Origin of the sequence: Opitutus sp., from assembly GCA_024998815.1 — a bacterium.
In the GTDB taxonomy this organism is placed as follows: domain Bacteria; phylum Verrucomicrobiota; class Verrucomicrobiia; order Opitutales; family Opitutaceae; genus Rariglobus.
Genome location: JACEUQ010000001.1, coordinates 822,286 through 843,520, shown reverse-complemented (window position 1 = coordinate 843,520; position 21,235 = coordinate 822,286). Strand labels below are relative to the sequence as shown.

General features: G+C 54.7%; 20 protein-coding genes and 1 pseudogene. 15 read left to right on the top strand and 6 right to left on the bottom strand.

Translation table 11 applies throughout. The features are described 5' to 3' along the window. The first annotated feature begins 5 nt into the window (after positions 1-5). Together H2170_03620 and H2170_03615 are read left to right on the top strand one after the other, a co-directional pair. Positions 6-761 carry an ATP-binding cassette domain-containing protein gene (locus H2170_03620; GenBank protein MCS6299178.1) on the top strand — a complete coding sequence of 252 codons (756 nt, stop codon included), beginning with the start codon at positions 6-8 and terminating at the stop codon, positions 759-761. Positions 762-915: 154 nt separating this feature from the next. Then, positions 916-2,169, top strand: a complete 1,254-nt coding sequence (locus H2170_03615) for an ABC transporter permease (GenBank protein MCS6299177.1) — start codon at positions 916-918, stop codon at positions 2,167-2,169. Positions 2,170-2,576: 407 nt separating this feature from the next. Here H2170_03615 and H2170_03610 read toward each other — a convergent pair whose 3' ends face one another. Together H2170_03610 and H2170_03605 are read right to left on the bottom strand one after the other, a co-directional pair. Next, complete coding sequence (locus H2170_03610; GenBank protein MCS6299176.1) at positions 2,577-3,113, bottom strand: FKBP-type peptidyl-prolyl cis-trans isomerase; 537 nt, start codon at positions 3,111-3,113, stop codon at positions 2,577-2,579. A gap of 198 nt (positions 3,114-3,311) precedes the next feature. Further along, a complete protein-coding gene (locus H2170_03605) occupies positions 3,312-3,644 on the bottom strand; it encodes a pyrimidine/purine nucleoside phosphorylase (protein MCS6299175.1) in 333 nt (110 codons plus the stop codon). A gap of 386 nt (positions 3,645-4,030) precedes the next feature. Here H2170_03605 and H2170_03600 point away from each other — a divergent pair, with 386 nt between their 5' ends. From H2170_03600 to rfbA, 4 genes are all read left to right on the top strand, one after another. Beyond that, on the top strand, positions 4,031-4,504 hold the full coding sequence (locus H2170_03600) for a transcriptional regulator (GenBank protein MCS6299174.1): 474 nt from the start codon (positions 4,031-4,033) through the stop codon (positions 4,502-4,504). A gap of 162 nt (positions 4,505-4,666) precedes the next feature. Next, positions 4,667-5,017 (top strand): four helix bundle protein, encoded by a 351-nt coding sequence (locus H2170_03595; protein MCS6299173.1) that lies wholly within the window; start codon positions 4,667-4,669, stop codon positions 5,015-5,017. 114 nt (positions 5,018-5,131) lie between these two features. After that, positions 5,132-5,923 (top strand): ABC transporter permease, encoded by a 792-nt coding sequence (locus tag H2170_03590; GenBank protein ID MCS6299172.1) that lies wholly within the window; start codon positions 5,132-5,134, stop codon positions 5,921-5,923. Between the two features lie 283 nt (positions 5,924-6,206). After that, positions 6,207-7,085: a glucose-1-phosphate thymidylyltransferase RfbA gene (gene rfbA / locus H2170_03585; GenBank protein ID MCS6299171.1), complete on the top strand. Its 879-nt coding sequence runs from the start codon at positions 6,207-6,209 to the stop codon at positions 7,083-7,085. Positions 7,086-7,199: 114 nt separating this feature from the next. On the opposite strand, the gene H2170_03580 is transcribed toward rfbA, so the two are convergent. Then, on the bottom strand, positions 7,200-8,267 hold the full coding sequence (locus tag H2170_03580; GenBank protein ID MCS6299170.1) for an IS630 family transposase: 1,068 nt from the start codon (positions 8,265-8,267) through the stop codon (positions 7,200-7,202). 182 nt (positions 8,268-8,449) lie between these two features. Here H2170_03580 and H2170_03575 point away from each other — a divergent pair, with 182 nt between their 5' ends. Continuing rightward, complete coding sequence (locus tag H2170_03575; GenBank protein MCS6299169.1) at positions 8,450-9,319, top strand: sugar nucleotide-binding protein; 870 nt, start codon at positions 8,450-8,452, stop codon at positions 9,317-9,319. Between the two features lie 87 nt (positions 9,320-9,406). Continuing rightward, positions 9,407-9,658 carry a GxxExxY protein gene (locus H2170_03570; GenBank protein MCS6299168.1) on the top strand — a complete coding sequence of 84 codons (252 nt, stop codon included), beginning with the start codon at positions 9,407-9,409 and terminating at the stop codon, positions 9,656-9,658. Here H2170_03570 and H2170_03565 read toward each other — a convergent pair. Beyond that, positions 9,621-10,874, bottom strand: coding sequence for an ISL3 family transposase (locus tag H2170_03565; protein MCS6299167.1), 1,254 nt, complete (start codon positions 10,872-10,874; stop codon positions 9,621-9,623). The genes H2170_03570 and H2170_03565 overlap by 38 nt on opposite strands. On the opposite strand from H2170_03565, the gene H2170_03560 reads away from it, so the two are divergent. The 3 genes from H2170_03560 to H2170_03550 all read left to right on the top strand — a co-directional run bounded on the left by H2170_03560 (position 10,851) and on the right by H2170_03550 (position 13,961). Then, positions 10,851-11,117 carry a GxxExxY protein gene (locus tag H2170_03560; protein MCS6299166.1) on the top strand — a complete coding sequence of 89 codons (267 nt, stop codon included), beginning with the start codon at positions 10,851-10,853 and terminating at the stop codon, positions 11,115-11,117. The two genes, H2170_03565 and H2170_03560, sit on opposite strands and share 24 nt — an antisense overlap. A gap of 131 nt (positions 11,118-11,248) precedes the next feature. Further along, the gene (gene rfbB, locus H2170_03555) at positions 11,249-12,319 is read left to right on the top strand and encodes a dTDP-glucose 4,6-dehydratase (protein MCS6299165.1); all 1,071 of its coding nucleotides are present in this window, start codon (positions 11,249-11,251) and stop codon (positions 12,317-12,319) included. 463 nt (positions 12,320-12,782) lie between these two features. Beyond that, positions 12,783-13,961, top strand: coding sequence for an ATP-binding protein (locus H2170_03550; protein MCS6299164.1), 1,179 nt, complete (start codon positions 12,783-12,785; stop codon positions 13,959-13,961). A 161-nt stretch (positions 13,962-14,122) separates the two neighbouring features. Here H2170_03550 and H2170_03545 read toward each other — a convergent pair whose 3' ends face one another. Continuing rightward, positions 14,123-15,190, bottom strand: a complete 1,068-nt coding sequence (locus tag H2170_03545; GenBank protein ID MCS6299163.1) for an IS630 family transposase — start codon at positions 15,188-15,190, stop codon at positions 14,123-14,125. 399 nt (positions 15,191-15,589) lie between these two features. Between H2170_03545 and H2170_03540 the strand changes: the two are divergent. From H2170_03540 to H2170_03530, 3 genes and pseudogenes are all read left to right on the top strand, one after another. After that, positions 15,590-16,791, top strand: a pseudogene (locus tag H2170_03540) (DUF1016 domain-containing protein). Between the two features lie 1,461 nt (positions 16,792-18,252). Further along, positions 18,253-18,492 (top strand): DUF4160 domain-containing protein, encoded by a 240-nt coding sequence (locus tag H2170_03535; GenBank protein ID MCS6299162.1) that lies wholly within the window; start codon positions 18,253-18,255, stop codon positions 18,490-18,492. Then, on the top strand, positions 18,473-18,751 hold the full coding sequence (locus H2170_03530; protein ID MCS6299161.1) for a DUF2442 domain-containing protein: 279 nt from the start codon (positions 18,473-18,475) through the stop codon (positions 18,749-18,751). Before H2170_03535 ends, H2170_03530 begins: the two co-directional genes overlap by 20 nt. Before the next feature lie 747 nt (positions 18,752-19,498). On the opposite strand, the gene H2170_03525 is transcribed toward H2170_03530, so the two are convergent. Then, on the bottom strand, positions 19,499-20,887 hold the full coding sequence (locus H2170_03525) for a transposase (protein MCS6299160.1): 1,389 nt from the start codon (positions 20,885-20,887) through the stop codon (positions 19,499-19,501). An 89-nt stretch (positions 20,888-20,976) separates the two neighbouring features. On the opposite strand from H2170_03525, the gene H2170_03520 reads away from it, so the two are divergent. Next, positions 20,977-21,126, top strand: coding sequence for a DUF2442 domain-containing protein (locus tag H2170_03520; GenBank protein MCS6299159.1), 150 nt, complete (start codon positions 20,977-20,979; stop codon positions 21,124-21,126). The last annotated feature ends 109 nt before the right edge of the window (positions 21,127-21,235 follow it).

Here is a 21,235-nt window from a genome sequence, read left to right as displayed (position 1 = left end):
TCCTGATGATCGAAGCGCGCCATCTGTCCAAAATCTTTCGCGACCGCAAACGCGGCGAGGTCCGGGCCGTCGATGACGTTTCCTTTACCTGCGAAGCGGGGCGCATTTACGGCCTACTCGGTGCCAACGGCGCGGGCAAAACCACCACCTTGCGTCTGCTCGCCACCTTGCTCTCGCCTTCCAGCGGCTCCGCAACAATCGCCGGTTGTGACGTCGTCGCCCACCCCGATCGGGTGCGCGCGCGGGTCGGCTTTCTTGCCGCCAGCACCGCCCTGTACGCACGTCTTACCGCGCGCGAAACCATCGCCTATTTCGGCCGCCTCCACGGGCTCGACGCCCCCCGCATCGCCGAGCGCACCGCTCAATTGTCCGCCGAGCTCGGCATGGACGACTTTCTCGACCGGCGCGTGGGCACCTTTTCCACCGGCATGAAGCAGAAAACCTCCATCGCGCGCACCCTCGTGCACGATCCTGACGTGCTCATTTTGGACGAGCCCACGCTCGGTCTCGATGTGATGGCGGCGCGCGGCATCGTGCGCTTTGTGCGCGAGTGCCGCGACCGGGGAAAGACGGTGATTTACTCGACGCACATCATGAGCGAAGTGGAAAAACTCTGCGACCGGGTGGGCATTATCCATGGCGGGCGCCTGCTCGCCGAGGGCACGCTGGGGGAGTTGCGCGAGCACCACGGTGAACACGATCTGGAGGAGATTTTCGTCAAAGTGGCCGGCGGGGATGATACCAATTTACGTTCAAGATGAACCTATCTGTAATTGCTGAGGTGATCGAGGGAGGGTCCACCTCCGTGTGGACTTACGGACGACACGGAGGTCGTCCCTCCCAGTTCAAGCGTTTGCAACCGGCTATTCACCTCATCTTGAACGCGAATTCTGATAACGGCGGAGGCGAACCGCGATGAACGCCCGCACCATTTGGGTGGTTTACTGCAAGGAGCTTTGCGAAGCCCTGCGCGACCGGCGCACCTTGATTTCCATGTTTTTGGTGCCGGCGGTGATCATGCCGGCGATCGTGTTTTTGTTCGGCGCGGCGACGCACAAAATCGCCCAAAAGGCCCGCGAGGAAACCCCCGTGGTGGCGGTGCTCGGTGGCGACGATTCGCCGCTCGTGCGCGCCGCCTTGCAGGCCCACAGCGGGCTCGCCGTGCAGCCCGCGCCGGCGGACTGGCGCGACGCGATCGCGCAAAAACGCCTGCGTGCCGTAGTGGAGATTCCGGCGGGCTTCGAGGCGGCGCTGGCCGACCAGCGGCCCGCGCAGGTGAATTTGTTTTTTTATGAGGGCGAGTTTAAGTCGGGGTTCGCGGTGGCTGAGTTGCGGCGGTTTTTCGTCGAGCAACGCGAGCAGGCGCTGGCGGCGCGACTGGTGGCGCACGACCTGCCGGCGGGTTTTGCGCGCCCCTTTGAAATCAGCACCGAAAACGTCGCTCCGCCCGAAAAGGTCGGCGGCAACACCTTTGGCGGGTTTATTCCCTACGTGCTCATTCTGCTCAGTTTTGCCGGCGTGATTTACCCGGCGATCGACCTGATGGCGGGCGAGAAGGAGCGCGGCACCCTCGAAACGCTCCTGAGCAGTCCTGCGGCGCGCAGCGATCTGGTTTTGGGGAAATTTTTCTTGGTGCTGACCGTTTCGCTGACGACGGTGGCGTGTTCGCTGGCGTCGATGGCGGGGGCGCTGTTTGCGGGCGGTCTGGCGTTGGTGGGTTCGGGGCGACTCGCGGCGGGGCTGGCGGGCGGTGGAGGTGTCAGCGGGGCAGGGGGGGCAAGCGTCGCGACGCTGCCGACGCTCGATCCGGTGGGGCTGCTCGGGGTGGTGGGACTGGTGGTGCCGCTGGCCGTGTTGTTTGCGGCGGCGGCGCTGGCGATCTCGTCGTTCGCCCGCTCGCAAAAAGAGGCCCAAACCTACCTGGCACCGCTCAGTATGGTGGTGTTGTTACCGGCGGCGGCGGGATTGCTACCTGGGGTGGAGCTGGACGGCCTGCTCGCGCTGGTGCCGGTGCTCAACGTGGCGCTGGCGTGCAAGGCGCTCGTATCCGGAGTCTGGCCGTGGGGACAACTGGCGCTGATTTTCGGGTCAACCTGCGTGTATGCAGGCGTGGCGTTAGCGGCGTGTGTGGCGATGTTCCGCCGCGAAAGCGTCCTTTTCCGCTCGTAGGTGCGGAAACAGGCGAGGCCGCGTGCCCGAGCACTCCGTGTGGCCTCGTGCGTGAGCACGGGGTGGGTGGGGGGCAAGTGCGCATGCCTGAGCACTCTGCGTGGCCTCGTGCGTGAGCACGGGGTGTGGGTGCGTGAGCAGAGGCGCGAGCATTCTGCGTGGCCTCGTGCGTGAGCACGGGGTGTGGGTGCGTGAGCAAAGGCGCGAGCATTCTGCGTGAGCACGGGGTGTGGGTTCGTGCGCAGAGGCGCTAGCATTCTGCGTGGCCTCGTGCGTGAGCACGGGGTGAATTGTTTTTTTGCGGCGGATGCGGACCCGAAACCTTGAGCTCACGCTCAAGGCCACGTTTGTCGGGGGCGTGCGTCACCCGCCCACCACGCCGAATACGGACACCGCCAACTGGCCCCTCACTTAAAATCGAGCAGCTCGATGTCAAAAACCAGCGCCGCGCGCACGGGAATCCGCCCCAAAACCCCCTTGTCCCCATAGGCCAGCCCGTAGGGGACGAGCACGGTGCGTTTTTCGCCCTTTTTCATGGAAATGATTCCGGCATCCATACCGGGGATGACCGCGCCTTCGCCGATGCGGAAGTTAAACGGGCCGTCATGGTTGGCGGAGGTGTCGAAGACCTTTTCGGTTTCGAGGAAGCGACCCTCGTAGTTAACCGTCACGACCTGCCCCTTTTGCGGAGAGGCTTCGCCGGTCCCGGGGGTGCGGACAAGGTAACGCACACCGGACGGCGTGTCGCGGGCACCGTTGTAGCGCAAAGAGATAAGGTGAATGTCGCGCTCCGACCAAGGCTGGATTTCGCCGGCGAGTGCGGCGCGCATGGCCGCATTGATCGGTTGGCCGGGATTTTTACGCGCCAAAATCCCCGAACGCACCACCAAGGCGATGCAGGCGAGCACGACACCTAAAAAAAGCAGGATGAAAAATGAGCGCATGGGGGGCGGAGCTAGGAGCTAAGAGCTAGGAGCTGAGAGCTAGAAGATTGGGGCATGTAGCTCCAAGCTCCAAGCTCCAAGCTCCAAGCTCCAAGCTCATAGCTCCAAGCTCATAGCTCCAAGCTCATAGCTCCAAGCTCATAGCTCCAAGCTCCAAGCTCATAGCTCCAAGCTCATAGCTCCCAGCTCCAAGCTCACTCACGCCGTAATGAACGAGCAGATGTATTCGGCGATGCCTGCGGAAACCTCGATGGTGAAGCCGGACTTGGCGGCGACATCGAAGTAGGTGCCAGCAGCGTAGGTTTTGACCTCGGATTGGCCATCGAGGGTGACTTTGCACTCACCGGCGACGATCTCCATGCGTTCGGCCGCATCGGTGCCGAAGTGGTAGGAACCGGCGTAGATCAGGCCGAGGGTTTTCTTGGAGCCATCGGCGAAAAGCACGGTGTGGCTGACGACTTTGCCGTCGAAGTAAACGTTGGCCTTGGTCACGACCGTGACGCCGGCGAATTGGGTGGGAAGACTAGCCATAGGCGCAAGGGGATGGCGACCGACCCGCGCCGATGCAAGCCGAGTTTCGACCGCAGGGCGCTCTTCGCATTACCCCGTCCGCAGCGATGTGGGCAGTAGTGGGTATTCCACACGAATTAACCCTTCACGTTTTGCGGATGCCTTCCGTTCGTGTCATTTCGAGTGTTTCGTGGGCAATAATCCTTAGCTTCGTGATCCCTCGCGTTCTTCGCGGTTAACCCATCCACCGCGAGTCGTGAATAGCGGGTAATTTCAAGCTTAGGGCTACAAGCTGATAGCTCAGAGCTCAATTTTGTGTTCCGTGGGCACCACTTCTCCGCCATGCGCCGCCCCTACCCAAAAAGGACACTTGACGAAGTTTGCAAAAAAAATTGTAAATTCGGCAAATGACAGACGCCACCACCAACCCCGAACTCGATCGCGAGACCCTCGCGTTTTGGGTGGAAGTGGCTGATTTAATCGGTGTTTCACATTCCATAGCAGAAGCTTACGCGGTTATTTTTCTCGCCGCGCAACCCCTCAACGCCGACGACATCGTTGCAAAGCTAGGGGTGAGCCGAAGCGGAGCCGGCCAAGCGCTCAAGCAATTGTCCGAAATGGGCGCCATCCGGCCGTCCACCGGGGTGCAAAGCCGCAAAGACCACTATGAGCTGCAGACAGACCTCGGTGTATTGATGCGTCTGTTTCTCAACAGCCGCATGCTCCCACGCATTGAAGAGCTCTCCCGTCGCCGCGCCGACTTGGCTGCGCAAGCCCAGCAAAGCGGAGCGGATCACCTTATTGCCCGCTTTGAGAAACTGGACCGTTGGGGCGCCAAAACCACCCCGCTACTCGCTTTGCTTAAGACCTTCGCGAGTTAGGGCTTGGGAGCTGGGAGCTGGGAGCTGGGAGCTGGGAGCTGGGAGCTGGGAGCTGGGAGCTAAAATATTTACAAAGAAAGTCACCCGGGAAGTGACGGGGCGAAGCCATGTTGAGCTAACAGCTTCTAGCTCATAGCTAGCAGCTCATAGCTCAATCGGACCATGCATTTTCGAAAACTTGAAGTCTGGCGGCGATCCAAGGATTTCACCGTTGAGTTATATCGTACAATCCGGATTTACCCTTTAGCGAAAGACTTTGGATTACGCGATCAAATCCAACGCTCCGCTGTTTCCATTCCCTCAAATATTGCGGAAGGGTATAACCGCGAGAGTGCACCGGACCGCTGCCATTTTCTAATCATTGCCAAAGGATCGCTAGCGGAGCTGCAAACCCAATTAGAAATCGCAGCAGAGCTGGAATTACTACCTATCGATAAAACGAAGATCTACGATCAAGAACTTGAGGAAATCTCCAAAATGATAACCGGCCTAATCAAGTCAATCCGCTCCTAGCTCTAAGCTCCTAGCTCCTAGCTCTAAGCTCTAAGCTCCTAGCTCCTAGCTCTAAGCTCTAAGCTCCTAGCTCCTAGCTCTAAGCTCTAAGCTCCCAGCTCAACAGCTCATTCCATGTTAAAAGTTTTCACCCAGCATCGCTATCTCCTCTGGCAATTCACCAAGCGCCAGATCGAGCAACGCCACCGCGGTAGTGCACTGGGAATGATATGGAGCGTGCTCAGTCCACTGGCGATGATGGCTATTTATACAGTCGTCTTCGGTCTGATCTTTAAAGGCCGCTATAAAGGCGTGGAAAACCAGTCCACGATGGATTACGCACTCGGAATATTTTTAAGCATCACCATCTTCCAAACCATCTCCGAAGTAATCAGCAGTTCGGCCGCCGCGATTGTAGCACAACCCAATCTAGTCAAAAAAGTAGTTTTCCCCCTCGAAATCCTGCCGCTGGCCAATCTAGGCGCCGCCTTTTATCAATTTGGCGTCAGTTTGATCCTCGTCCTCCTCGGAGTGGCGACCCTCGGTAACGGACTGAGCTTTCACTCGCTACTCTTTTTCGTGGCGTTTCTACCCCTCATTCCTTTGGCGCTGGGTGCGGCGCTAATCTTATCATCCCTAGGCGTCTTTTTACGTGACATCCAATATGCAGTAGGCCCCCTCTGTATGGTATTGATGTATGCGAGTGCGGTCTTTTATTCCGCCAATATGATCCCCCCGGCGATCTGGGTTTTTATTAAGTACAACCCCCTGATTCATATCATCGAACAAGCGCGAGGGGTACTGCTCTGGCACCAACCCCTACAGTGGCACGGACTCGCCTACAGTTTCGCCTTTGGGTTGGTGCTCCTAGCAGTAGGTCTAGTGACCTTCAAAAAACTAAAACCCGCCTTCGCGGATGTAATCTGAAATCATTATTAACCGCGAAGTGCGCGAAGATACGCGAAGTATAATACCGAATCCGATTGCGATCTTAGCGAGTCTATGGATCGACTTAGCGGTAAAAAATACGAAATAAAGCATTTGTTAACCGCGAAAAACGCTAAGTCTTGCGAAGTTCAACCACTCCTGAACTTAGCGCCCCTTCGCGCACTTCGCGGTTAAAAACTCCTACATCCGTGCATTTCGTGGATAGTAATCAGTTTTCCTGCGTGCCACCTCGCACACTTCGCGGTTAAACAACCGTATAACAATGCAAACCCGTAAAGGCATCGTCCTTGCTGGCGGCTCCGGCACCCGCCTTTATCCGCTGACTATTGCCATCAGTAAACAACTGATGCCGATCTATGATAAGCCGATGATTTATTATCCCCTCTCCGTGCTCATGCTCGGAGGAATTAGGGAAATATTAATCATCTCGACCCCCGCCGATCTCCCCCTGTTCAAACGCCTACTCGGCGACGGCAGCCAGTTCGGCCTAATCCTCAGCTACGCCGAGCAACCAAGCCCCGACGGTCTCGCCCAAGCCTTTACCATCGCAGCCGACGTCGGCTTCCTCCGCGAGGAACCGGCCGCGCTCGTGCTCGGCGACAACCTTTTCTACGGCCACGATTTCGCTAAGTCGGTCATGGCCGCGGCGGCCTCCACCACCGGCGCCACAATCTTCGGCTACCATGTTGCCGACCCCAAAGCCTACGGCGTGGTCGAGTTTGCCCCCGACGGCCGCGTGCTCTCGTTGGAGGAAAAGCCTGAAAAACCCAAGTCGAACTACGCCGTTCCCGGCTTATACTTTTACGACGCCCAAGTGGTCGCTCTTGCACGCAGCCTAAAACCCTCTCACCGAGGCGAACTGGAAATCACAGATTTGAACCGCCTGTATTTGGAAAAAAACCAACTCCAAGTTGAGCTCCTAGGTCGAGGCACGGCCTGGTTGGATACGGGAACGCACGACAGTTTGATAGACGCCGGACAATTTGTAGCGGTGATTGAAAACCGCCAAGGATTGAAAATAGCCTGTTTAGAAGAAATCGGTTACCGCCAAGGTTGGCTGGACCGCGCGGGTTTGGAGTCCCAAATCAAGCGCCTAGGTAAATCCAACTACGGAACCTACCTACGCAACCTAGTTGCATGAGCTAGGAGCTTAGAGCTACCAGCTATGAGCTAATGACCACCGACCGTGCTCACTAATAAGCATACAGTCAGACTTAAACTTTAGCCTAAACCAGAAGCTCCCAGCTCCTAGTGCTTAATTGCGTAGATTAATGATAGTATTTCTGAGTTGGCTTCCCTTGACCTCGCGCTTGCGCCACTTGAACGGCTTGGCATTGGGCAGGTAGGCGGCGACGAAAGCGTCAATGGCCTGACTAAGTTCGGCGACGCTTCTGAAGTTCGCGCCCCGTAGCGCCTTCCTTGTTAGTATGCCGAACCAGATTTCAACTTGATTGAGCCAACTCGCCGAGGTTGGGGTAAAGTGGAAGTGGACATTGGGGTGCCGAGCGAGCCAAGCGTCGCACTTTTTGTGGGTGCAATAATTATCCAAAATCACGTGGAGTTCTCTCTCGGGCGGGTGATCCGCCACCACTTGGTCCATGAACAGCAGGAACTCCTCCCGGCGCTTAAGGGTGGTTTTCTGCGTCTTGATCAAGCCCGTGGCCACATCAAGGGCAGCGAACAAGTTGAGTGTACCGTGGCGCTTGTAGGTGCTTTTGAGTCCCTGGACGATTTTACCATTGTCGGTCTCCACGTAACCGGTGGCGCGCTCTAGGGCTTGGATGCCAGGCTTTTCATCCACACTTATCACCAATGCCTTTTCCGGTGGGCTCAGGTAGAGCCCGACGATATCGGCTGCCTTGGCTGCGAACTGCTTGTCAGTGCTCACGCACCACGAGCGCTGGCGCTGCAGGCAAATGCCCTCCTTGCGCAGCACTCGCCAGACCGCGTGCACCGAGCCGCCGAGCACACGGGCCACCGCTGGACCATCCCAGCGCGCCTGCCCCGGAGGGGGTGGCCCTTCCAATAAAGCCAGCACCCGATCTCGAAAGTCCTCACCGTAGGTGCGCTTCGCGCCCGGCCGTGCCGCATCATCCAGCCCCTTCATGCCAAGCAGCACAAAGCGATCCCTCCACTTTATTACGGTGTTCGGCCTGGTGTTGCAGCGGCGCGCCACCTCTTGCACCTGCTCGCCACTCACGCACCCAAGGATCATCCGGGCGCGCTCAACTCGCTGCCTCGACTCAATCCGGCTGGTTGCCCGTTTTTCTAGGGATTGCTGATCCCCCTCGCTACAAGTGATTCGCACGGCTTTTCGTCCCATCTACAAAGCGGATACAATATCACTTATTATTGCAAGTAAGCACTAGCTCTTAGCTCCCAGCTCCTAGCTCTTAGCTCCCAGCTCCTAGCTCTTAGCTCCTAGCTCCTAGCTCTTAGCTCCTAGCTCCCAGCTCCTAGCTCCAAGCTCTTAGCTCCCAGCTCCTAGCTCATCGCTCATTCACCATGATCTATCTTCTCGGCGGTTCCGGCTATGTCGGCCAGGCCTATCAACAATTTCTCACCATCAAAGGCATCGCTTTTAAAAGCATCGCCCGCGCCGATCTCGACTACGCCAATCCCGCCGCACTGACCGCCGCTCTGCGCGCCGACAAAGTATCGTTCCTGATCAACGCCGCCGGTTACACCGGGAAACCCAACGTTGACGCCTGCGAAACCGACAAGACCAACTGCCTTTTTGGCAACGCCATCCTCCCCGGACGCATCGCCGAAGCCTGTGCCGCCGCCGGCGTCCCCTGGGGCCACGTTTCCTCCGGCTGTATATATACGGGAACCCGCTCCGACGGCGCTGGGTTTACAGAAGAAGACGAACCTAATTTCACCTTTCGCCAAAACAACTGCTCGTTTTATTCCGGCACCAAAGCACTCGGTGAAGAAATCCTCGCCGGACGTCCAAATATCTACATCTGGCGCTTGCGTATCCCCTTCGATCACCGCGAAAGTCCGCGCAATTATCTGACCAAGTTGATGCGTTATCAGAGCCTGTTGGAAGCAACCAACAGCGTCTCGCAACTGGATGAATTTGTAACCTCGACCCTGGCCTGCTGGGAGAAAAAAGTCCCGTTTGGGATTTATAATGTGACCAATCCCGGGCACGTGACCACCCGCGAAGTGGTTGAGCTAATTCAAGAGAGTGGCGTGTGCCGGAAAGAGTATCAGTTTTTTACGGATGAAACCGATTTCATGCAAAAAGCCGCCAAAGCCCGCCGTAGCAACTGTGTGATGAATTCATCGAAACTGGCCTCAGTGGGTATTGCGATGGCCCCGGTCCGCGAAGCGATCAAATCGGCCCTTCATAACTGGCAGCAGGTTTAACAGCGAAGTACGCTAAGTTGAGCGAAGTCCAATCCCTCCGAACCTTCGTGCCCCTTCGCGAACTTCGCGGTTAAAAAGTCCGATCCGATGCACGATCCGATTATCTACAAAACCGAGGTTTTCCAGATCATCGGTGCCTGTATTGCGGTGCACTCTAACAAAGGCAACGGTTACGCGGAGCCCGTTTATCAAGACTGCATGGAGATTGAACTCAGTCATCTTGGCATCCCATTCGATGCGCAACGTAACTTCCCAATTACATATCGCAACATAACGCTCAGGCACACCTACACTCGGTTCTTCACGGAATACTGTGGGTTAGGGCTGGGGGGAAATTAGGCTCGAGGTCGAGTTTACCACAAAAGAAAAGAATACGGGTGCGATAGTTTTCGAACTTACGGAAGCCACGAGCATCGGCTTTAATTGCTTGGATTTTTGAATTAAAACCCTCGGTGAGTGCATTCGAAATACGGTGCTTAAAGTAAGTCAGTAATCCGGCCAGATGGGCTTTTAGTGACTTTGCTACTTTTTTGACTCTGGGCAGGCGGCTACTCATAACCGAGCGATACCACAGCTGGAAGAAAGTATTACCCGCATCGGCGTTGGGTTGTCCCCAAAACTCGACCAGCTGCTCTTTATAAGCCCATGCCTTGGCCGTACGAAGATTGGACTCCAGCAGCGCCTCGAAGTGCTCTTTGCGGTCATCAGGAACGATGCCATGCAGCCAAAGAAAGCGAGTGCGTTTTAAGATGTCATCGCCTTTGGCAGCGAGTTCAGCGGCCTCATCCCGGCGGGTATGATCGACCGCCTCGTTCATAGGCTTTGAAACATGAAAGCGGTCGTGAACGATGTCAGCGTTGGGCGCGGCCTGGTGGGTGGCGGCGATGAAGGATGCACCCATGTCCATCGCGACGGCTTCAATCCCGTCAATTTGCTCCTTTGATAATGATGCCCAAAGCTTTAACCCACTCCCTGTATCCCGGCCTGGAACCACGTCCAGTACCCGCCGACCGGTGAGATCGGTCATCAATGAAACGTAGCTTTGACCGCGCAAAAAACTCTTTTCGTCTAAGCCAACTCGGGTGATGCCGTCGAGGTTTCGCCGCGCCAAGCCTCGCTCAACAGCCTGATCGATTATACGTTGTACACTATCCCAATGAAGTCCCAGCAACTCGGCGGCTTGGCTTAGCGATCGGCTAGAGGCGATCACGGCCACGGCAAAGCTTTCAAAAAGCGAGGTGAACCGCGAGCCTGGTTCGGCCCACGGCACGTGCATCGTTTTAACACCATGCTCCTCGCAATCGCAGCGGGGCACCGCGCACCGCAGTTCGAGTCGATATTGCATCACATCACGGTGACGCCAACTCCGCTCCTTCATTCGGTCGTAAATAGGCATCAACTGACCGCACACTGGGCACGGCACCTTGGCCCCGTCTGGCCATCGTAACCAGACCGTCACGTTTAGTCCGAGAATGTCTTCCTCCACTTTGGTTACTTCCCACGGTTCCGGCAGCAACAGCAACCGCCGGTAATGTTCATGTGCGCTTATGCTCATCTTTACTTTTTAGCTGCTTTTATGCCCGAACCCACAACAAAACGGGAAGAACCCTACACTCCAGACTTGTTGTGTTATGATAAAATCATCGTTGAACTCAAAGCTGCAAAATCGCTGGCTGAAGAGCATCGGGCGCAAGTCATCAATTATTTAAAAGTCACAGGCCTTCAGATCGGCCTACTTGTCAATTTCGGATCTCATGGCCGCCTTGAATGGGAACGTATTATTCTCTCCCATGGCTGAACTAATCGCACTTGAAGGCCTAGATAAAGGATTTGTTAACCGCGAAGAACGCCAAGTCTCGCTAAGTCCGACCTTTCTAAACTTCGTGCCCCTTCGCGTACTTCGCGGTTAAAAATTCCGAATCTGTATTCATGAAAATTCTAGTCACCGGAGGAGCTGGTTTTATCGGCTCCAACCTTGTTCGGCACCTGCTGACGCAAGCTCCTAGCTCCCAGCTCCTAGCTCCCAGCTCGGTTCTCAACGTCGACGCGCTCACCTATGCAGGTAATGTCCACTCCTTAGCGGATATTCAATCCCACCCGCGTTACCGCTTCACTCAAGCCGACATCTGCGATGCCCCCGCAATGGCCCGCCTCTTCGCCGAGTTCCAACCCGACTGGGTCATGCACCTCGCCGCTGAAAGCCACGTTGACCGCTCCATCGACGGCCCCGGCGCCTTCATCCAAACCAACATCACCGGCACCTTTACCCTACTACAAGCTGCCCGCGCCCATTACGAAAGCCTAACCGGATCCGCGCAGGACCGTTTCAGGTTCCTGCACGTCTCCACCGACGAAGTTTACGGAAGCTTAGGCGTCGAGGGCCTGTTCACCGAAGAAACTCCCTACGACCCGCATTCCCCCTATTCGGCGAGCAAAGCGGCAAGCGATCACCTCGCCCGGGCTTGGGCTGACACCTATAAACTGCCTGTATTGGTGACCAACTGCTCCAATAATTACGGCCCGTATCAGTTCCCGGAAAAGCTCATCCCGGTGGTTATCCTCAAAGCCCTGCGTGGTGAGCCGATCCCGGTGTACGGCAAAGGCGAAAACATCCGCGACTGGCTGTATGTTGGCGATCACGCCGAAGCCCTGCATACGGTTATAGCCAAAGGACGAATTGGACAAACGTACAATATAGGTGGAAATAACGAACGCCAAAACATCGACCTAGTCCGATTACTCAGTACTCTCCTAGACGAACTCCGACCCCGCGCTGATGGAAAAAGCTATGCCGAGCAGATCACCTTTGTGAAAGACCGTCCCGGGCATGATCTGAGGTACGCGATAGATGCTACCAAGATCAAAACTGAATTAGGCTGGATTCCGAAACAAGACCACACCTCCGGATTCCGTAAAACGGTGCAGTGGTATTTAGATAACAACGAGTGGACCGCGAATATCTTAAGCGGTGGATATAAACTAGAACGGTTGGGCCGTTAAAATGAGCAGGGAGCTTGGAGCTGGGAGCTATTAGCTAAAAGATCAAAACAATCTCGGAACGGCCCTCTGAGCCAACTCTGATTTCGTGTAGTTAGTGTTTTTCGTGGTTAACCCTCCCCTCCCAGCTCCAAGCTCCCCGCTCCTAGCTCCCAGTCGGCCCTCACGATCGCCTCTGTGTAACACTCCGAAAGCTCCTAGTTCCTAGCTCCTAGTTCCCAGCTCCCAGCTCCTAGCTCCTAGCTCTTAGCTCCTAGTTCCCAGCTCCCAGCTCCTAGCTCCCAGCTCCTAGCTCTTAGCTCCAAGCTCATCGCTCCTAGCTCATGCAAGACATCGCCATTTCAGTCAAAAACGTCAGCAAAGCCTACCGCATCTGGCCGCGCCTCCGACCTCCCCGTGGGCCTAAAACCAAGCTCAAATCCAATTATCCTTGCGGATTAGGACTTCCAGCGACTAATTTGCGGGGATGAATAACGGCGTCATCGATCGTACCCAGGAACTCACCCGTATTCGTGAAGGCCTGGTTCATTGGCCGGTAACCGTTCTCCTCGGCCCGCGCCAGTGCGGTAAGACCTTCCTCGTTCGCAACTTCGCCACCTCGCTAAACCATTATTTCGATCTGCACGCCCTGATCGATCGCACTCGACTCGAAGATACCGGGTTCAAAATCCTCGATGGCCTCGAAGGCGTGGTGGTCATCGACGAAGCCCAGGAAATGCCCCAACTTTTAAGGCAACTGCGTGTGCTCGCGGATCGCCCCGGGCGCACCACCCGCTTTCTCCTCACCGGCAGCGCCTCACCCCACCTATCCAAGGAAACCGCCGAAAGTCTCACCGGCCGAGCCCGACTGCTCTCGCTGAATGGATTTAACGTGGAAGAAGCAGGCACCTCAAATTGGGAGCGCTTGTGGCTGCGCGGCGGATTTCCCCGCTTCTACCTTGACGACCCGGACAGCCTTTCATGGGAAAGACGCCAACATTACCTTAGCCAAATTTTAGAGAGGGACATCCCCGCACTCGTTGACACCCGCCTACGTCCTGAGCAGTTACGCCGCCTAGCCCTGCTATTGGCGCATCACCACGGTCAATATTGGAATCATTCAGAAATCGCCAGCGTTCTCGGTATCACAGGCAAGACAGTACAACGCTATATAGAAGTTTTCAAGGGTCTCTACCTGCTCCGGGAACTGGCCCCCTATCACGAAAATCTGGGTAAACGCCTGCGTAAGGCGCCGAAGCTCTACTGGCGAGATAGCGGACTGCTTCATGCACTGCTCGGAATACGGGACATCACGACCCTATATGGTGTCCCGCAACTTGGAGCCTCCTGGGAAGGATTTGTTATAGAACAATTTTTAACCCTCGCCCGACTCCCCGAGCAAGATGTGTTCACGTGGTCGGTTCAAAGTGGAGCCGAAGTAGATTTGGTGGTACGAAGCAACGGACAGCTATTTGGGATTGAATGTAAGGCAAGTGCCGCCCCGACTCGAACCCGGGCAATGACCGCATCGATTGAATCACTAGGACTAAAGAAGTTATATGTAGTCTATCCCGGAGAGAAATCATTCAGCATCGGTGACGACATCGAAATCGTTCCCATGTGTGAACTCCCACGCATCATTACTGAAATCACGAAGAGCGAGTAGATACGAGCTGGGAGCTTTGAGCTATTAGCCAGGAGCTTGGAGCTAAGAGCGAACGTCACTGGGAAGTGACGGGGCGAAGCCATGCCAGCTCCCAGCTCATCGCTCATAGCTCACCGCTCCCAGCTCATCGTTCCCAGCTCCCAGCTCCCAGCTCCTAGTGCTTAATTGCGTAGATTAATGATAGTATTTCTGAGTTGGCTTCCCTTGACCTCGCGCTTGCGCCACTTGAACGGCTTGGCATTGGGCAGGTAGGCGGCGACGAAAGCGTCAATGGCCTGACTAAGTTCGGCGACGCTTCTGAAGTTCGCGCCCCGTAGCGCCTTCCTTGTTAGTATGCCGAACCAGATTTCAACTTGATTGAGCCAACTCGCCGAGGTTGGGGTAAAGTGGAAGTGGACATTGGGGTGCCGAGCGAGCCAAGCGTCGCACTTTTTGTGGGTGCAATAATTATCCAAAATCACGTGGAGTTCTCTCTCGGGCGGGTGATCCGCCACCACTTGGTCCATGAACAGCAGGAACTCCTCCCGGCGCTTAAGGGTGGTTTTCTGCGTCTTGATCAAGCCCGTGGCCACATCAAGGGCAGCGAACAAGTTGAGTGTACCGTGGCGCTTGTAGGTGCTTTTGAGTCCCTGGACGATTTTACCATTGTCGGTCTCCACGTAACCGGTGGCGCGCTCTAGGGCTTGGATGCCAGGCTTTTCATCCACACTTATCACCAATGCCTTTTCCGGTGGGCTCAGGTAGAGCCCGACGATATCGGCTGCCTTGGCTGCGAACTGCTTGTCAGTGCTCACGCACCACGAGCGCTGGCGCTGCAGGCAAATGCCCTCCTTGCGCAGCACTCGCCAGACCGCGTGCACCGAGCCGCCGAGCACACGGGCCACCGCTGGACCATCCCAGCGCGCCTGCCCCGGAGGGGGTGGCCCTTCCAATAAAGCCAGCACCCGATCTCGAAAGTCCTCACCGTAGGTGCGCTTCGCGCCCGGCCGTGCCGCATCATCCAGCCCCTTCATGCCAAGCAGCACAAAGCGATCCCTCCACTTTATTACGGTGTTCGGCCTGGTGTTGCAGCGGCGCGCCACCTCTTGCACCTGCTCGCCACTCACGCACCCAAGGATCATCCGGGCGCGCTCAACTCGCTGCCTCGACTCAATCCGGCTGGTTGCCCGTTTTTCTAGGGATTGCTGATCCCCCTCGCTACAAGTGATTCGCACGGCTTTTCGTCCCATCTACAAAGCGGATACAATATCACTTATTATTGCAAGTAAGCACTAGCTTCTAGCGCATCCCCGTGACGCCCCCTCATTCCGTAAAAACGGGAATTGCATTCCATAAGATCGGGAACAGGAGTAAAGCCCATGATTAACAGGAGCTTAATGGAGCAACTTCCTTCGATTGCAGCCGGTTACCCGGTGGTGGTGATCACCGGTCCACGCCAAGCAGGAAAAACGACCTTGGCCCGCAGGCAAATAATCAGTGGCGGCATTGAGTAAGTTAGGGGTCTAAGTGTCTATTAGTGTAGATTAGTGGAAAAAAAACACCGATTTCTTAATCCGACTTTCAGTTATAGTGTGTTTCGCGGCCAATAAATTCGGTCAATCGGGCACCTTTTTAGTCCAACAGCTTCAATGCCTAAACCTAAAGCCAAATCAATAACTCCCGACAAGGCCTATAACGCCCTAATCGGGGGCATTGGTTTGCTCGTTGAAGGCAGTCGCCAGGTTGCCGCCCGATCCCTAAACAGTCTCATGACGGCAACCTACTGGGAAATCGGACGCCGTATCGTGGAGTTCGAGCAAAAAGGTGAAAAACGCGCTTCCTACGGGAAAGAGCTTATCGCTAATTTATCCAAGGATTTAACCGCAAGTATGGGCAATGGATTTGGCCAGCGCAACTTGGCGCACATGCGTGCCTTCTATCTCAGCTACCCTGAGATTTTACAGACAGCGTCTGCAAAATCCATGGAGACACCCTCGCAGACGAATGATTCAAAGCCAGTTAATCAATTTACAGCCAGCTTACAACAATCGGCCAAGCCCAGCTTTCCCCTACCTTGGTATCACTATGTTCGCCTGCTCGGCGTAGCCTCGGTTCATGCCCGCGAATTCTACCATTGTGAAGCCCTTCGCGGCGGATGGAGCGTCCGCCAACTAGACCGCCAGATCACTTCACTCTTTTACGAGCGCATCGCCCTCTCCAAAAACAAGGCATCTCTGCTTCGGAGCGGGCAGAACTCGCTAACGGGTGAAACCCAACCGCGCAAACTGCGATTCGCGACCCACTGGTTCTGGAGTTTCTCGACCTCCGTGACGAGTATGCAGAGTCGGATCTTGAAGCCGCCCTTATCAGGCACCTTGAGACCTTTCTTCTCGAACTCGGCAGCGACTTCGCCTTTGTTGGGCGCCAGAGACGCCTGCGAATTGACGACGAATGGTATCGGGTAGATCTGCTCTTTTATCATAGACGCTTACGCTGTTTAGTGATTATAGATTTAAAGCTCGGCAAGTTTACCCATGCCGACGCCGGGCAGATGAACCTTTATATTAATTACGCAAAAGAACACTGGACGCATTCGGATGAAAACCCGCCCATCAGACTGATTCTTTGTTCGGAAGCAGGAAAAAATCTTGTTCATTATACATTGGAAAATCTAGCCAATCCAATTTTAGCGAGGGAATATAAATTAGCCCTGCCCGACGAGGCCCTTTTAGCCAAAGAAATCGCGACAGCCCGGGCCACTCAAAAAGCCAATGAAAAAACAGTCCCGGCTCGCCAACAACAACAACCTAAACTAGGTTCTTCATGGAATGCTGTGGGGAGTGCTTCTTAAAATTGTCTCAGCACTGCTGAGACAATTAGGGTTCCAGCAGATTTAGAAGGGGTCGATATCGACTCCTTTAGACGAACATCGGTAGTATTTTTAGGAACGAAATAAATTAATTCAACAAACCGGGTAACAGCAAATGACGAAAATATACGCCGAAAATAGGTTGTTTCCGAGCCGTCGACTTTAGCGATCTTTTGCCCGGCCATTTGTGGTTAAAAACCATGATGTCTGTGGAGATTTTCAATTTCGCATTCAATACAACAAGCCACAATCCGATTTAACCGCGAAGTTACGCTAAGTGCAATCTGCTAAAGGTGATCCATCTCCAGCTCTTCCGTGTATTCAGTGTATTCCGTGGGCAGCCAACCGTATTAAATGATGAGTAGATTTGATCCCTTCGCGTACTTCGTGGTTAAAAGCTCCGTTATCTTAATTCGGCTTTCGTGTATTTAGTGTGTTTCGTGGTTGAAATTCAGTAGCCCCCAACTCTTAGCTCCCAGCTCCAAGCTCACCGCTCCCAGTCGGCCCTCAAGATCGCCTCTGTGTAACCCTCCGAAAGCTCTTAGCTCTTAGCTCCCAGCTCCTAGCTCCCAGCTCCAAGCTCATCGCTCCTAGCTCATGCAAGACATCGCCATTTCCGTCAAAAACGTCAGCAACGCCTACCGCATCTGGCGCGACACACACAACAATACAAAACTCGCCAAAATCCATGAGTAGAAAAATATACAATTCTGCCAGGGTGGTTCGAACGTTATCAGTCTACGCTAATTTTGCGGATGCGCAAAAAGCTGAAACTACCTCATGGCATAACATGAAACCCATTCAGCGCATTCGGGCACTGGAGCTTATGCGCCAACTTAACCATCCCAAGTATGATCCCGATACCGCAAGACTTCCAAGATTTTATACGGTTACTCAACCAAAAACGCGTTAAGTATCTGATTGTTGGCGGCTACAAAATCAGTAGCGAGTAGTGAGTAGCGGGTAGCGAGTAGATCGATCCCCTTCGCGAGTCTATGGATCGACTTCGCGGTTACAAAATCAGTAGCGAGTAGTGGGTAGCGGGTAAATACGAGCCGGGAGCTTTGAGCTATTAGCCAGGAGCTCTAAACTATCTCGGAAAGCTTCGTACTCTCATCCCACTCTGATTTTCGTGTAGTAAGTGTATTTCGTGGGCACAAATGAGCTATGAGCTTGGAGCCTAGAGCTATGAGCTCAAAACCCTCGGCCCGATCCGTTTTCGTGTGTTTCGCGGGCAACCCATCCTAGCTCCTAGCTCACCGCTCCTAGCTCCTAGCTCATCGATCCCAGCTCTAAGCTCCCAGTCAGCCCGCAAGATCGTCTCTGTGTAACCCTCCGAAATCCTCCCCAGTAAAACTCTCAACAGCGTTGAGAGAAATACCTCCAACTGCACCCTTGTTATCAGGCCTCTTCCTTCGTCGTTAAATCACTGGCCTTTACAAAATGCCCACCATACTCCGCATAGGGTCATTCAGGTTTCATTTTTATTCAGACGAAGGCACCGAGCCGCCGCACATCCACATTCGCACACCCGACGGCGAATGCAAATATTGGCTTGAGCCCACCATTCGTTTGGCGGAAAACAAAGGTGTTCGAGGTCATGACCTTCGGCTAATTGAGCAACTTGTGTTTGAACATCAGATCTTATTGAAAAAGGCATATAATGAACACCTTACGCGTTGAATCAAGTTTGCTTACGGACTGCGTCGCCTTACGCGCCTGGGCCAACGGCCGAACGATTTACATCGAACTGCATGACGGACGCACCATTGGATTCCCTGCTGATCGTTTCCGTTTGTTGGCAGCGGCCACCGAAGAGCAACTGAAGCGGGTGGAAGTCCAGGTCAATGGGTATGCCTTACGCTGGGAAGAACTCGACGAAGACATTAGTGTCCCCGGAATCCTAGCCGGCCGCTTTCAGCTACCGCTTAAGAGCTTATAGCTTATAGCTCTATGAGCTTGGGGCTATGAGCTAAAAGCCAACGCAGAATCCCCCTGGCTCAGGGCCGCATCCGAATTTCGGGCAGCCAGTGTCTCTCGTGGTTAACCCTCCCGACCTATCGCTCCCAGCTCCTAGCTCTTAGCTCCTATGCCCTAATCCGATTAGGTACTCCGCGTTTTCGCTGGGTGGCCCCCAATCCATTGGCCACAAAAATCACAAAATGACACAAAAGTGGGCACCGATCCATTTAACCCGAACTCCGAAGTTCAAACCAACCACAGATTACGCAGATGGCACAGATACAATCCATTAGGAGGTAATCAACCCCGGCTTTATCCCCCTTTTTTCAGCCTCTCTTAAAATTCAGTAACATTCTGATATCTATGCCAATCCGTGAAATCTGTGGTTAAAACTTCGGTATTTGGGATTAAAATCGACCCACTCCGTTAAAGCGATGTTGCCACGCATACAACAGGTGTCTCCCATGCCGAACTATCAGTTGCGGCTCAAATTTAATAATCAAGAAGAACGGATATTTGATTGCTCCCACTACCTAGCAGCCCGTCGGACTGAAAAAAGCGGGTTCGGGCCAAGTCCCCGGCCCGCGCGCCAACTTTGAGTGTGGCGGATAGATTTTGGGGCCTAAAATACTCCTTCGGGCTGTGGCCCGTTGGATTAGGGCGGTTAATCAATGGCGCGTCCGGATTTTTTTGGTGTTTGAGGGTTGGTTTTCCTGCGTTGGCGAGGTTAGGCCGGCCGCAGTTTGGCGTTGAGGCGATGAAGACGCTTAAAGTTGTAGGCCAGGCACACCAGCTCCCATTCGAGGGATACTTTTTCCAGTCCGCGCATTAAAAAACGTCGGAAGCCGAGCGCCTCTTTTATAATACCAAAAATCGGTTCAATGGTTTCTTGCCGTAGTTTATATAACGCTCGTCCGGTGGCCGTAGCGGTGCGGTGGATCATGCGTTCGGCGAAGCTCGCCTCGGGGCCCGGTTGCGGCGGGTCTTCGTGCTGTTCGAGTTGGGCGATCGTGCGGCCATGCGGCTCCCGTTTCATCGCTGCATATACAGTTACGCCCGTTGTGGTTGCGTCCGGTGCGGACTCGGCCTTTGTCACCGCCGCTTCACTCACAAAACCACTGTCAATCAGTACGTTCGCCACCTCAATATGTTGCGCGATGGCCGCCAGGTTTGGCTCAAGCTGCTGTTTATCATTGGGCGCATTACAGACCCGCGCACCGACGATCAGGCGCGAGTCGGTGTCGGCCCCGGCTTGTGCATTATAACACTGCTGGAAGCCGTTGCCCGTTTTCATAATCCGGCTGACTTCATCGGTCAGGTTGACCTGGTCTTTCGTGCCCGGAGTGGGGTCGGGCTGAACGGGAACTGGGCCACGCGGTTTTTTACCCGTGTCGGCTTCGGACGCGGAGCGTTTTGCCATTTTAGCTTCATACTCAGCTTGTTCCGCCTGAAACCGCAGATGCGCCCGGGCCTCGATTTCCGCCTTGGCCTTGGCCAACGTCGCCTTGCGCTCCTCGCGCCGCTGGATCTCTGCGGGGATCGTCAACCCGTCTTGCAGCGGGATCGCGTCCGCAGCGTCGGCTTTGCGCAACAGTTCAGCGATTTCCAGATCAAGGACTTCCATCGTCTTAACCGCATGGGCATAACTCACCGCCGAGTGCTTGCTGGCGTTGGCAAGTATTTTGGTGCCATCGACGGCCACCGTGACGTTGCCGACCTTTAACACTCCGCACGCCGCAGACATCTGAAGTAATTGAGCAAAAGCTTTTTGCACCAATTCCCGGTTCTCCCGGCGGAACGTGCAAATCGTATCGTGGTCGGGGTGCGTGTCGGCACAGAGCAGGCGCACTGCCACGTTTTCATAGGTCGTGCGCTCAATTTGGCGGCTGGAAAAAACTCCCGTCGCGTAACTGTAAGTCAGTAAACTCAGGAGCATCGACGGCGGGTATTGCGCACTGCCGCTCCCACGCTGATTTACGGACACCGAACTGACGTCGATCAAGTCAACCGCATCGATGATAAAATGCACCAAGTGATCCGGCTTCACCCAATCCCGCAGGTCGGGCGGCAGCAGTAACGGAGTGCGCCGATCAATTATAACGAACTTGGTTGCCATGGAACTACTTAGTTACGCTTTTAATTGGTAGTCAATATAAAACAAATATTTAATGCGTTTATTTTTCCAAGTCCGACAGGCTCCTAGACATAGGGGTATTTAAAAAACTAAAAATTGAGTCCTACTTCAATCAAGTAAGGGCGAAGGACGGTACGGCGTGTTGGCCAGAAGGCCAGGACTTCTGCCCGGATATGCTTTATCTGGAAAGTAAACCGATGGTTGAGTCGCTCAAAACCTAGCTAGGTTTCCGAAGTATATTCCAAAAATAACAATGGCTTCAAGCCTATGGATCGGCTTCGCGGTTCACAAATCCGGTATCCGTTTTTTCCGTGGGCACTCAACAGGAGC